Source organism: Rathayibacter sp. Leaf296, from assembly GCF_001423045.1.
Classification (GTDB): domain Bacteria; phylum Actinomycetota; class Actinomycetes; order Actinomycetales; family Microbacteriaceae; genus Rathayibacter; species Rathayibacter caricis.
In genome coordinates this window covers 1,306,526-1,318,183 of sequence record NZ_LMNR01000001.1, presented here as the reverse complement: position 1 = coordinate 1,318,183, position 11,658 = coordinate 1,306,526, and the positions used below count along the sequence as shown (strand labels likewise).

Genomic DNA, 11,658 nt, shown 5'->3' with positions numbered 1-11,658 from the left:
CCCTCAGAACCGTCGTGCGGGCGCGATGTGCTCGCCCCGCTCGTAGACCTCGCTCGCCGGTCCCACGATCAGGGGATCCGGTCCGTGCGCTCCGACGACCTCGTCGTCGCGTCCGTCGTACTCGTACAGGCTCAGCACGTGCCGCATGGCCTCGAGTCTCGCCCGCTTCTTGTCGTTGCTCTTCACGACCGTCCACGGAGCGTCGTCCGTGTCGGTCGCGGCGAGCATCGCCTCCTTGGCCGCCGTGTAGTCCTCCCATTTGTCGAGCGAGGCGAGGTCCATCGGCGAGAGCTTCCACTGCCGCACCGGGTCGATCATGCGGATCGTGAACCGCGTGCGCTGCTCCTCCGCCGACACCGAGAACCACAGCTTGACGAGGTCGATGCCGTCGCCGGCGAGCATGCTCTCGAAGAGCGGCGTCTGCCGGATGAACTCGTCGTACTGCTCCGGGGTGCAGAACCCCATCACGCGCTCGACGCCGGCGCGGTTGTACCAGGAGCGGTCGAACAGCACGATCTCGCCCGCGGCGGGCAGGTGCGAGACGTAGCGCTGGAAGTACCACTGCGTCGCCTCCCGCTCGGTGGGCTTCTCGAGCGCCACGACCCGGGCGCCGCGCGGGTTCAGGTGCTCGGTGAACCGCTTGATCGTGCCGCCCTTGCCGGCGGCGTCGCGCCCCTCGAAGACGACGACGAGCCGGCGTCCGTGCTTCTTGATCCAGTTCTGCAGCTTGAGCAGCTCGATCTGCAGCAGCCGTTTGCCCGCCTCGTACTCCTCGCGCGACATCCGCTCGTCGTAGGGGTAGCCCTCGCGCCAGGTGTCGATGCGCGTGCCGTCGCGGTGCAGCAGCACGGGATCGTCGTCGTCCTCGTCGAGCACGACGAGGTCTCGGGCGTCGTCGGGGGTCAGGGTGCGGAGGAGCTCGGGGTCGACGCGAGCGGTCTCGGAGGCGGCGGTCACGCGCCGACGGTAGACGCCCTCGGCGACGCGGGAGTGAACGGCCGGTGTCCTGGCGCGCCGTCCGGGCCGGACGTACCCTCGTCGCATGTGCCGGAACATCCACACGCTCCACAACTTCGAGCCCGCCGCGACCGACGACGAAGTGCACGCCGCCGCCCTCCAGTACGTGCGCAAGATCAGCGGCACGACGAAGCCGTCGAAGGCGAACCAGGAGGCGTTCGACCGCGCCGTCGCCGACATCGCGCACATCACGGGGCACCTCCTCGAGGACCTCGTGTCGGCCGTGCCGCCGAAGGATCGCGAGGTCGAGGCGGCGAAGGCGCGCGAGCGCTCGGCGAAGCGGTTCGCGACCGCCTGAGCGTCAGGCCGTGAAGGCGGCGGGCGGCAGGTCCGTCTCGCCGGACTCGACCGCGTCCACGATCCGGGCGGCGACGGCTCCTGGAGCGAGACCCGCCCCGAACCGCGGCGCCTCGCCCGCGAGCGGATGCTGCGACAGCTCGGTCTCGGTGTGACCCGGCCGCGCATCGATCAGCAGCACTCCCGCCTTCTTGTACTCACGCGCGGACGCCTTCACGAACGAGTGCAGGGCCGCCTTGGAGGCGGAGTACGCGGCGAGGCCGGCCGTGGGCGCCTCGGCGACGACTCCGCTGATCGTGACCGCGAACGGCTCGCGCCCCTCGGAGGCGGAGGCGGCCAGCGGAGCGAACGCGGCGGTCAGCACGCGGATCGGCGCCAGGGCGTTCACCTCGACGAGCTCCTCGAGGACGGTCTCGTCCAGCTCGGCCGACGGCCCGAAGGCGACGACTCCCGCGGCGATCACGACGCCGTCGAGCCGCCCGTGGCGCTCGAGCGCTTCGGCGACGAGTCGGGCGGGCGCGTCCTCCCCGCGGAGGTCGGCCACGAGCGGCTGCTCTCCGAGGGACGCGTCGTCCCGTCCGCTGCGGAGGACGTGGGCGCCGCGGGCCGCCAGTTCGTCGGCGATCAGCCGGCCGAGCCCTCCCGAGGCGCCGAGGACCAGGATGACCGCGTCGTCGAATCTGCTCATGCCCGGAGCCTAGCCAGCGGATCTGGCGCAGATCGGCACTTCCGCGACCGTCGCCCGCGCCCCTAGCCTTGTCGCCATGCCTCGACCCGAGACCAGTACCGTGCTGCGCACCCTCGTCGAGATCCTCGAGGACCCGGCGCCGATCAACCCCGGCCACGCCCAGCACGTCTCGGAGCTGATCCACGAGGTCCTGGCCGAGGACGCGCCGACCGGAGGCAGCCCGCTGCCGCTCGCCGCCCTCTCCCTCGAGGACCCGTCGGTGGAGGATCCCGCGCTGTGAGCGCGACGTCAGACCTGCACAGATAAGGCTGCGAGCGGGGATTCTCGCGCGAACTCCGCGTTCCGGCCGCTGAGCCTTGCTTCTGCAGGCCTCACCGCTCCAACCGGGGCCAGCGGGCCGCTCCCCGCCCGGGCCGTCCCGTACCTCGCCGGTAGACTCGGCGGGCTGAGACGAAGGGGGCTCCGGTGCAGCAGGACTCGACGGCCGCGGCCGGCTGGTACGCGGACGGCGACGGCGCGCTCCGCTGGTGGGACGGCGAGCGCTGGACCGAGGCGCGGACGTCCGCCGCCGACGAAGCCTCGCCCCGCATCCTCGACGGCGCACCGGCCCACTACCGGCTCCCGAACGCCGACGGCGCCGCCACGGTCGACGTCGTCGGCGAGTCCGACCGCCTCGAGGAGATCGCCACCGTGCTCGGACGGACCCTGAAGAAGGACGAGCGTCACGAGCAGCGGATCGACGTGCAGCTCGTTCCGGAGCCGGACCGCCCCGGCGACCCGACCGCCGTCTCCGTGCGGGCCGCGGGCCGGGTCATCGGCTACCTGCCCGACTCCGCCGCCTACCAGCCGCCGCTGGCGCGCATCACAGCGAGCGGAGTGGTGCCGACGACGGGTGGACAGCTGACCGCGACGCGGACGAGCCGCGGACTGCGCGCCTCCGTCCGCCTCGCCCTCGTCGACGCCGAGCTGATCGCTCCTGCGAACACCCCGCCGACGACGCCCTACTCGCTCATCCCCTGGGGCCGCGGCCTCCAGGTGCTCCGCGAGGACGAGCACTTCGCTCAGCTCGTCGACGTCCAGCCCGGCGGCGGCCGGAGCCTCGTGATCCTGACCCTCCATCCGCTCGACGATCGCATCGAGATCCGCCTCGACGGCTCCCGCGTCGGCGAGCTCTCCCCCGCCGTCTCGCAGCAGTTCGCGCCGACCGTCCGGCATCTGCAGAGCCTCGGACTGACCGCCGCCGCGTACGCCGCCCTGCGCAGCTCCCCGCTCCAGGCCGAGCTGACCCTGCAGGCCGCACGCGCCTCCGAGCTGCCGGAGCACTGGGTCGACGGCCCGCCGGTCGTGCTGCCCCCGCTGGTGCCGGTGGCAGCCTCGTACGACCTTCCCGCGGCGTACGTGACGCCGCTGCGACCCACTCCGCTGACCTCGGAGGAGGCCGCCCGCGCGACCCGTCGGCTGGTCGCCTGGATCGTGGTCGGCACGTCCCTCCTGGTCGGCCTCTCGAGCTGGTTCATCGGGGACGTCCTGAACTGAGTGCGATCACGCGACCGGATCCGCTGATCAGCCGATCGGACTCGTCCAGTCGCCGAGCTTCCCGGCGCTCTCCTCCGCCGCCACTTCTCCAGTGGCGACGCCGATCACGAGGTCGTACGCATCGTCGTCCGGTGCGTCGAGATCGAGCCCGTTCAGCCCGAGGAAGACCACGGCCGAGAGCCAGCCGAGCCGCTTGTTCCCGTCGATCAGCGGATTGTTGCGGACGATCGACTCGAGGAGCACAGCTGCCTTCAGGTGGATGCCCGGGTAGGCCTCGCGGCCGTAGAGCGAGGACTGCGGTCGGTGGGCGGCGGAGTCGAGCAGTCCGAGGTCCCGCACCGAGGCGACTCGGAGGTCCTCGGCGATCGCGAGGAGATCCTCGAGTCCGAGGTAGCGCACTACTGGGCGAGCCGGTCGAGCAACGCCGCGTACCGCTCGCGCCCGCGGGCCGAGAGCTCGGCGACATCTGCCCGCTGCACTCGGCGATCCGCCGCCTCGAGGATCGCGCGCACCGTCGCCTTCTGCTTGCTGATGCCCTGCGAGTCGGCGAGAGCCGCGAGGGCTCGCTCCTGCTCGTCGGTCAGCCTCAAGGTCATCGCCATGAGTCGACGATACCAGCGTGATACCACGCCGCGGTCAGCAGCCCGTGCGGATGCCGTCGCCGCGTCGACACACCGGCTCGTGAGAACAGCTTCGGCTCACACGGATCCGCGGATCCTACGAGCCGAGAGCGGTTCGACGAGCCGGAGCCCGACTACACGTTGAAGCGGAACTCCACCACGTCGCCGTCCTGCATCACGTAGTCCTTGCCCTCGATGCGGGCCTTGCCCTTCGAGCGGGCCTCGGCGATCGACCCGGTCTCGACGAGGTCGTCGAACGAGATGATCTCGGCCTTGATGAAGCCCTTCTGGAAGTCGGTGTGGATCACGCCGGCCGCCTGCGGGGCGGTCCAGCCCTTCCCGATCGTCCAGGCGCGCGTCTCCTTCGGGCCGGCCGTGAGGTAGGTCTGCAGGCCCAGCGTGTCGAAGCCGATGCGCGCGAGCTGGTTCAGGCCCGACTCCGTCTGGCCGGTCGACTCGAGCATCTCGGCGGCGTCGGCCTCGTCGAGGTCGATCAGCTCGGACTCGATCTTCGCGTCGAGGAAGATCGCCTGCGCCGGGGCGACCAGCGCCGACAGCTCGGCCTTGCGGCCGTCGTCGGTCAGCACGGCCTCGTCGACGTTGAAGACGTAGATGAAGGGCTTCGCGGTCAGCAGACCCAGCTCGCGGATCGGCTCGAGGTCGATCGTGGTCGCCGACAGCGGCTTGCCGGAGTCGAGGAACTCGCGCGCCTTCTTCGCGGTCTCGAGCACGATCGGCTCGATCTTGCGACCCTTGAGCTCCTTCTCGTAGCGCGCCTCGGCCTTCTCGAGGGTCTGCAGGTCGGCGAGGATCAGCTCGGTGTTGATGGTCTCCATGTCGCTGGCGGCGTCGACCTTGCCGTCGACGTGCACGACGTCCGAGTCCTCGAAGCCGCGGATGACCTGGGCGATGGCGTCGGCCTCGCGGATGTTGGCGAGGAACTTGTTGCCGAGCCCCTCCCCCTCCGACGCGCCGCGCACGATGCCGGCGATGTCGACGAAGGAGACGGGGGCGGGCAGGATGCGCTCGGAGCCGAAGATCCCGGCGAGCACCTCCAGCCGCGGGTCGGGCAGGTTCACGACTCCGACGTTGGGCTCGATCGTCGCGAACGGGTAGTTCGCCGCGAGCACCGTGTTCTTGGTCAGTGCGTTGAAGAGCGTCGACTTGCCGACGTTGGGGAGACCGACGATTGCGATAGTGAGAGCCACGGGCATCCATCCTACGGCGTGGCGGCGCAGGCCCCCGCGTGCCTTTCCCGGCCGCGTCGGAGGTGCGTGAGAGGGTGAAGCGTGCCCATCGACTTCACCGCCATCGATTTCGAGACCGCCAACTCCCACGGGGCCTCCGCCTGCTCGGTGGGGCTCGTGAAGGTCCGCGACGGCCGCGTCGTCGACCGCGCGGGGTGGCTCATCCGCCCGCCGTTCGGCTTCGACGACTTCCTCGAGTGGAACACCCGGATCCACGGCATCCGCAAGGCGGACGTGCGCGGCGCCCTCGGCTGGAGCGACCAGTTCGCCGACCTCGCGGCGTTCGCCGGCGACGACGTCTTCGTCGCGCACAACGCCGGCTTCGACATGGGCGTCATCCGGGCCGCCTGCGCCGCGACGGAGCTCGAGCACCCCGAGTACGACTACCTCTGCTCGCTGCAGCTCGCCCGCAAGACCTACGAGCTCGAGTCCTACCGGCTTCCGTTCGTTGCTCGCGCGGCCGGCTTCGAGGACTTCCGCCACCACGACGCGTCCGCCGACGCCGAGGCGTGCGCGGCGATCGTCGTGCATGCGGCAGCGCGCCACGGAGCGCGCAGCATGGCCGAGCTGGGGGAACTCGCCGGCATCGCCGTCAAGCGCCTGCGCCCCGCCGCTCCCGTCGCGGCCTGACGCCGCTCATCAGGCGCGCGGGTCGCCGAACCAGTCGCTGAACAGGCGCCAGAAGTTGCGGTTGCCGTAGGCCGAGCACGCATCGCCCTCGCCGTACAGGTTCTCGAGCGCCGCCGCGTTGGGCTGATAGGGCGTGTAGTAGTAGAGCCCCGCGGTCGCCGCGTTCTCGATCAGCACCGGAGCCGTGCCGCAGCTCGCGTCGGGCGAGTACTGCACCTCGCTCACCTCGCCGACGGGGTACCAATCGAAGCTGCTGTCCGGGTTCGCGTAGCGCTGGAACTGCCACGCGGCTCCGTAGACCTGGCCGAAGAAGCCGAAGTAGTCGCTGTCGCAGTCGGCCGTGTCGGGGCAGCCGTAGCCCGTGGCGCTGCGGAACTGCCGCTCACCGGGGGACGGATCGGTCACCAGCGACTGCTCCTTCTGCAGCAGCACCAGGAGCACCGCGGGGCTGACGTCGCAGGCGGCCCCGACCGATCCGATGATCTCGGCCGCCGAGCGGGCCGGTCCGCCGACGTGCGCCGAGCACTGCGCGTCGGCCGCGACGTCCCCGGTGTCCTCCGCGTAGTCGCGCAGGCAGGGCACGTCGACGCTCTCGCACTCGAGCACCCGCGCGTCCAGGAACGCCTGGATCGCGGTCGGCGCGAGGGCGTCGCCGTCGAAGAACACCGCGTCCGACACGATCTCGCCGGGGTCGAACCCCGAAGCGTCGGCTCTCGGCACGAAGTCCGTCCACATCCGCACCTCGGCCCCCGACGACGGCGTCGCGGCCGACCCGCCGAGATCACTCGCACCGGACAGCAGCGCCACCGCCGCGAGCAACGCGAGAGCCGCCGCCCCTCCCCGGCGCCGACGGACGGCGCGCGGGGAGGTCGGCGTACTCATCCCTCCACGCTAGCGGCGACCCCCGACGAGGCCGGCCGCACGGCGTGACCCGGGATCAGCCGCAGGGCGTGAGCCGCGCGACCGAGTCCGACAGCGTGTTCGTGCTGCCCAGCAGGACGACCCTCTTCGCGCCGAAGCGCGCGATGTCGTCGAGAACGGCCCGCGGGACGCAGTCCCTCGGCACCGCGAACAGCGGGCTCCCGCTGTAGCCCGCGGCCGTGGCGCCCGCGAGCGCGTCCGGGTAGTTCTCGCCGGTCGCCAGGAGCACGGTGCTCGCCTTCTGGAAGGCCGCCGCATTCAGCTTCTCGGAGGTGTCGTAGCGGTCGGTGCCGCCGATCCGCGTCGAGGCGATCGGGAGCGTCCGCTTGATGCCGTCGCTGACCGAGAGCGCGCTGCCGGCGATGGTCAGCGTCTTCACGCCGAGCCGGGTGACGACGGTCTTCGTCGCCGGGTCGGCCGCGGGGAGACCGCCGTTGACGAGGATCACCGGAGCGTCGACCGAGCCGGCCGCCGCACTCGCGCCCAGCGCGTCCGGGAACTTCTCGCCGGTGGCGAGCCACGCCTTCGAGGAGCCCTGCGGGAACGCGTAGGCGATGATCTTCCGCGAGGTGTCGTAGCGGTCCACTCCGCCGATGCGCTGGATGGACTTCGTGTAGCGGGCCAGCTCGCGGCCGAGGGAGTCGCTGACGCTCTGCGCTGAGCCGACGACGACGATCTTCGCGGGCTTCAGGCGGGCCAGTTCGTCGCGGACGGGCTGCGACATGGAGTCGCGGTCGACCAGCAGCAGCGGGCCGCCCTGCTTGGCGGCGGCCGGAGCGGCGCTGAGCGCGTCCGGGAAGTTGCCGCCGGTGGCGATGTAGACGACGGGCACGTTGGCCTTGAAGGTGGCCTGCGAGATCTTCACCGCGGTCTCCTGGCGGTCCTTGCCGGCGAGGCGGTCGACCTGGAGCGTCCCCTGGCCACCGACGCTCGAGCAGCCGAGGTCCTTCGACCCGGGGCCGCGCGAGTCGCCCGACCCGACCCAGCGGTTCCAGTCGACGGAGGCGGCGGTCACGCACACCGTGTAGGCGCCGGACTGGGAGGCGGGCGTGGTGACGGTGAAGCCGTGGTTCCCGCCCGCGGCGGGGAGCTGTCCCGGGATGTCGCCGCGTCGGCTGTCCGCCGACACCGTCCGGACGGTCCTCTCGCCGTTGGGAGCGGTGATCGTCACCGTGGTCGCGAGGGCCGCGCGCTGCGTGGTCGGGTCGACCGTCCACCCGGAGGCGGTGAGCACGCCGCCCGAGATCCGCGGCGCGTCGACGCGGCCCACGGGTTCGGCTCCGGCGTTCGCCAGCGAGCCGCTCCAGTCGCTGAAGATGTACCAGAAGTTGATGTTGCCGTAGCTCGCGCAGGCCTGGTTCCCCGTGTTGGTCAGGGCGTACTCGTTGGGCTGGTACGGCGTGTAGTAGTAGAGGTTCGCCGTGGCCTGGTTGCGCACCGCGACCGGCGACGAGCCGCAGGACGCGTCGGGGTGGAACAGGATGTTCGGCGTCGTCCCCGCCGCGTACCGGCTGAAGGTCTGGTCCGATCCGACCGGGTTCGCGTACTTCTTGAACTGGCGCGCCGCTCCGTAGACCTGCGTGAAGAAGCCGGCCGAGCCGGTGTCGCAGCCGGAGCCGTCGGGGCAGTTGAAGCCGGTGGCCTGGTTGTAGAGGCCCGCGGTCGGGCGGGTCGTGGTGACCAGGCTCGTCTCCTTCTGGACCAGCACGGCCAGGACGAGCGGGTTGATGCCGCAGGCCTCGCCGACCCGCGCGAAGATCGACGCCGCGGACTCGCGGGAGCTGCCGCGGTACTCGCGGCACATCGGGTCGGCCGCCTTCGTCGGCGTCGGCTGGCTGAACTCCTTCAGGCAGGGCACGCCGTCGTTCGTGCCGGAGCAGGCGCTGCCCTTGTCGTTCAGGAGCGCCTGCATCCCGGAGGCGCTCTTCGCGCCGCTGTCGAAGAAGACGGCGTCGCTGAAGATGAAGCCGGCACGGAAGCTCTTCGTGCTGCTGGCCGGGTACTGGACCTTCAGGTCCCCGGGCGCGTCGTCGGCGACGTCGACGCCGGCGTCGGAGGCGCCAGGCTCGACGAGGACGGAGGCGGGCGGCAGGACGTCCTCGGCGGCCGAAGCGGCGGTGACCGGGACGAGAGCGGTGCCGAGCCCGACGGCGACGGCGAGCGCGGCGGTGAGCAGGCGCGATGATCGGCGGTGATTCCCCATGATCGCGAAGTCTACGAGGAGTCCGAGGACGGTCTTGTCCCTCATCAGGGCGCCGCGCCGATGACCGCGTGCTCAGTGTCGGACGTCCGTGGTGTCATCGCGGCATGGACACCTCCTTCCTCCTCGGACTCGTGATCGGCGCTCTCCTGGCCGGTCTGGCCGTCGCGCTGTGGGCGCGCTCCCGCACGCCGGATCAGGCGCTCGCGCTCGAGCTCGCCACCGCGAGCGCCCGGGCCGACGGGCTGGAGGAGCGCCACGAGGCGGTCGTGGAGCAGTACCGCGAGCAGGTCGGCACCGCCCGCGAGCAGGTGCGCGAGCTCCAGGAGCAGCTCCGCGCCGTGGCCGAGCGCGAGCGGCACGACGCGCGCATCCTGCAGACCCTCTCCCCCGTCGCCGAGAGCCTCCGCGGGATGCAGGAGGCGGTGCGCCGGCTCGAGAACGAGCGAGCGGAGCAGTTCGGAGCGATCACCGAGCAGCTCGAGGGGCAGCGCGCGGCGGGCGAACGGCTCCGCTCGACCACCGAGACCCTGGCGTCGGCGCTGCGCTCGAACAGCAGCCGCGGCGCCTGGGGCGAGACGCAGCTGCGCAACGTCGTCGAGGCGGCGGGTCTCGTGCAGCGGGTCGACTTCGACGTGCAGTTCGGCGTCGAGGGCGAGGGGGGCCGCGGGCGCGCCGACATGGTCGTCCGCCTGCCCGGCGGCAAGGCGATCGCCGTCGACGCGAAGGTGCCGTTCGACGCCTACCTCGAGGCGAGTGCGATCCCGGCCGGCGCGGGAGCCGACGAGGAGGCCCGCCGCACGACTCTCCTGCGCGCCCACGTGCGCGCCCTGCGCGGCCACATCGACGCCCTGGCGGCGCGCTCCTACTGGTCGGGGCTGCCGGCCAGCCCCGAGTTCGTGATCGCCTTCGTCCCCAGCGAGCCGCTGCTCGCGAGCGCGCTCGACTCCGACCCGACGCTGCTCGAGTACGCGTTCCGCAAGCGTGTCGCCCTCGCCTCGCCCGTCACCCTGTGGTCGGTGCTGAAGACGGTCGCCTACACGTGGCAGCAGGACGTGCTGACCGACGACGCGAAGCGGCTCCTCGATCTCGGCAAGACCCTCTACGCGCGCCTGAGCACGCTCGCCGACCACGCGGAGGGGCTGCGCCGGTCGATCGAGAGGACGGTCGACTCCTACAACGCGTTCGCCGGCTCGCTCGAGAGCCGCGTGCTCGTCACCGCGCGCCAGTTCGACTCGCTCGACGAGACGCGCGTCATCGCCCCGGCACGGGGCGTCACGTCGTCGCCGCGGCGGCTCACTGCCGTCGAGCTCGTCGAGTCGGAGGCCCTCCCCGATGAACGCAGCGCCTGAGCCGGCGCTCCGGAACGGCGAAGGGGCCCCGCGCCGCAGCGCAGAGCCCCTTCGGGACGAGGAGGAGTGTTTAGATCCACTTCTCCGCGAGGTGCTGCGCGGTCACGCGGCGGATGGTCCCCGAGCGCGAGCGCAGGACGATCGACTCCGTCGTGATGACGTGCCCCTCCTTGCGCACGCCCTTCACGAGCCCGCCGTTGGTCACGCCGGTCGCGACGAAGTACGTGTTGTCGCTGCGGACGAGGTCGTTCGCGTGCAGGACCCGGTCGAGGTCGTGGCCGGCGTCGATCGCGCGCTGGCGCTCGTCGTCGTCCTTGGGCCGCAGGATCCCCTGGATCACGCCGCCCAGCGCGCGGATCGCGCAGGCCGTGATGATGCCCTCGGGCGTTCCTCCGATGCCGACGCACATGTCGAGGCGCGAGTCGTGACGGGCCGCGTTGATGCCGCCCGCGACGTCGCCGTCGAGCAGGAGGCGCGTGCCGGCGCCCGCGGCGCGGATCTCCTCGATCAGCTTCGCGTGGCGCGGGCGGTCGAGCACCGCGATGCGCATCTCGTCGACGGGCTTCCGCTTGGCGCGGGCCAGGGCGCGGATGTTCTCGCCGATCGGGCGCTCGATGTCGATGATCCCGACGCCCTCGGGCCCGGTGACGATCTTCTCCATGTAGAACACGGCGGACGGATCGAACATCGCGCCGCGGTCGGCGACGGCGATCATCGAGAGGGCGTTCTGGCGACCTGCGGCGGTCAGCGAGGTGCCGTCGATCGGGTCGACGGCGATGTCGGCCGACGGGCCGGAGCCGTTGCCCACGTGCTCGCCGTTGTAGAGCATGGGCGCGTTGTCCTTCTCGCCCTCGCCGATGACGACGACCCCGTCGAAGTTGACGGTGCCGAGGAAGGTGCGCATGGCGTCGACGGCGGCGCCGTCGGCGGCGTTCTTGTCGCCCTTGCCGATGAACGGCACGGCGCGGATGGCCGCGGCCTCGGTGGCCCGGACGAGCTCCATGCCGAGGTTGCGATCAGGGTGGAGGTAGAGGGAGTCGTGGTCGGTATCGGTCACAGCGCGGAGTCCTTCGCGTTCGAGTTCGTGCAGACGGCGTCGTCGCAGGACCCGCGAGAGCGGGTCCCCATCCCGCTCGAAGCCTAGCGGAGG

General features: G+C 71.7%; 13 protein-coding genes. 5 read left to right on the top strand and 8 right to left on the bottom strand.

Annotated features, from left to right (window positions below; translation table 11 throughout):
• Positions 1-3: 3 nt before the first annotated feature.
• Positions 4-1,044 (bottom strand): polyphosphate kinase 2, encoded by a 1,041-nt coding sequence (gene ppk2 / locus ASF46_RS06125; protein ID WP_082485279.1) that lies wholly within the window; start codon positions 1,042-1,044, stop codon positions 4-6.
• On the opposite strand from ppk2, the gene ASF46_RS06120 reads away from it, so the two are divergent.
• Complete coding sequence (locus ASF46_RS06120; RefSeq protein WP_056866785.1) at positions 1,043-1,315, top strand: DUF2277 domain-containing protein; 273 nt, start codon at positions 1,043-1,045, stop codon at positions 1,313-1,315. The two genes, ppk2 and ASF46_RS06120, sit on opposite strands and share 2 nt — an antisense overlap.
• Before the next feature lie 3 nt (positions 1,316-1,318).
• On the opposite strand, the gene ASF46_RS06115 is transcribed toward ASF46_RS06120, so the two are convergent.
• On the bottom strand, positions 1,319-2,002 hold the full coding sequence (locus ASF46_RS06115; RefSeq protein WP_200919667.1) for an SDR family NAD(P)-dependent oxidoreductase: 684 nt from the start codon (positions 2,000-2,002) through the stop codon (positions 1,319-1,321).
• Positions 2,003-2,078: 76 nt separating this feature from the next.
• Between ASF46_RS06115 and ASF46_RS06110 the strand changes: the two genes are divergently transcribed.
• Entirely contained in the window at positions 2,079-2,282 is a 204-nt protein-coding gene (locus ASF46_RS06110) for a hypothetical protein (protein ID WP_146168454.1), read from the top strand.
• Between the two features lie 185 nt (positions 2,283-2,467).
• Complete coding sequence (locus ASF46_RS06105) at positions 2,468-3,538, top strand: DUF2510 domain-containing protein (protein ID WP_056866783.1); 1,071 nt, start codon at positions 2,468-2,470, stop codon at positions 3,536-3,538.
• A gap of 27 nt (positions 3,539-3,565) precedes the next feature.
• On the opposite strand, the gene ASF46_RS06100 is transcribed toward ASF46_RS06105, so the two are convergent.
• The 3 genes from ASF46_RS06100 to ychF all read right to left on the bottom strand — a co-directional run bounded on the left by ASF46_RS06100 (position 3,566) and on the right by ychF (position 5,366).
• A complete protein-coding gene (locus ASF46_RS06100) occupies positions 3,566-3,937 on the bottom strand; it encodes a type II toxin-antitoxin system death-on-curing family toxin (RefSeq protein WP_056866782.1) in 372 nt (123 codons plus the stop codon).
• On the bottom strand, positions 3,937-4,140 hold the full coding sequence (locus tag ASF46_RS06095) for a hypothetical protein (protein WP_056866781.1): 204 nt from the start codon (positions 4,138-4,140) through the stop codon (positions 3,937-3,939). Before ASF46_RS06095 ends, ASF46_RS06100 begins: the two co-directional genes overlap by 1 nt.
• Before the next feature lie 152 nt (positions 4,141-4,292).
• Positions 4,293-5,366, bottom strand: coding sequence for a redox-regulated ATPase YchF (gene ychF / locus ASF46_RS06090; RefSeq protein WP_056866780.1), 1,074 nt, complete (start codon positions 5,364-5,366; stop codon positions 4,293-4,295).
• 81 nt (positions 5,367-5,447) lie between these two features.
• On the opposite strand from ychF, the gene ASF46_RS06085 reads away from it, so the two are divergent.
• Positions 5,448-6,035, top strand: coding sequence for a 3'-5' exonuclease (locus tag ASF46_RS06085; protein WP_056866779.1), 588 nt, complete (start codon positions 5,448-5,450; stop codon positions 6,033-6,035).
• Positions 6,036-6,044: 9 nt separating this feature from the next.
• Here the strand turns inward: ASF46_RS06085 and ASF46_RS06080 are convergent, their stop codons facing one another.
• Entirely contained in the window at positions 6,045-6,917 is an 873-nt protein-coding gene (locus tag ASF46_RS06080) for a hemagglutinin (RefSeq protein ID WP_157602258.1), read from the bottom strand.
• A gap of 55 nt (positions 6,918-6,972) precedes the next feature.
• On the bottom strand, positions 6,973-9,204 hold the full coding sequence (locus ASF46_RS06075) for a cell wall-binding repeat-containing protein (RefSeq protein WP_056866777.1): 2,232 nt from the start codon (positions 9,202-9,204) through the stop codon (positions 6,973-6,975).
• A gap of 59 nt (positions 9,205-9,263) precedes the next feature.
• On the opposite strand from ASF46_RS06075, the gene ASF46_RS06070 reads away from it, so the two are divergent.
• Positions 9,264-10,508, top strand: coding sequence for a DNA recombination protein RmuC (locus tag ASF46_RS06070; RefSeq protein WP_056866776.1), 1,245 nt, complete (start codon positions 9,264-9,266; stop codon positions 10,506-10,508).
• Between the two features lie 70 nt (positions 10,509-10,578).
• On the opposite strand, the gene glpX is transcribed toward ASF46_RS06070, so the two are convergent.
• Complete coding sequence (glpX, locus tag ASF46_RS06065; RefSeq protein ID WP_416351479.1) at positions 10,579-11,565, bottom strand: class II fructose-bisphosphatase; 987 nt, start codon at positions 11,563-11,565, stop codon at positions 10,579-10,581.
• Positions 11,566-11,658 lie beyond the last annotated feature (93 nt).

Bases quoted from the DNA above. Each gene is read 5' to 3' on its own strand.
- ppk2 (WP_082485279.1), bottom strand. From the start codon at position 1,044: ATGCGACGAGGGTACGTCCGGCCCGGACGGCGCGCCAGGACACCGGCC.
- ASF46_RS06115 (WP_200919667.1), bottom strand. From the start codon at position 2,002: ATGAGCAGATTCGACGACGCGGTCATCCTGGTCCTCGGCGCCTCGGGA.
- ASF46_RS06095 (WP_056866781.1), bottom strand. From the start codon at position 4,140: ATGGCGATGACCTTGAGGCTGACCGACGAGCAGGAGCGAGCCCTCGCG.
- ASF46_RS06070 (WP_056866776.1), top strand. From the start codon at position 9,264: ATGGACACCTCCTTCCTCCTCGGACTCGTGATCGGCGCTCTCCTGGCC.
- ASF46_RS06080 (WP_157602258.1), bottom strand. From the start codon at position 6,917: ATGAGTACGCCGACCTCCCCGCGCGCCGTCCGTCGGCGCCGGGGAGGG.
- ASF46_RS06120 (WP_056866785.1), top strand. From the start codon at position 1,043: ATGTGCCGGAACATCCACACGCTCCACAACTTCGAGCCCGCCGCGACC.
- ASF46_RS06110 (WP_146168454.1), top strand. From the start codon at position 2,079: ATGCCTCGACCCGAGACCAGTACCGTGCTGCGCACCCTCGTCGAGATC.
- ASF46_RS06075 (WP_056866777.1), bottom strand. From the start codon at position 9,204: ATGAGGGACAAGACCGTCCTCGGACTCCTCGTAGACTTCGCGATCATG.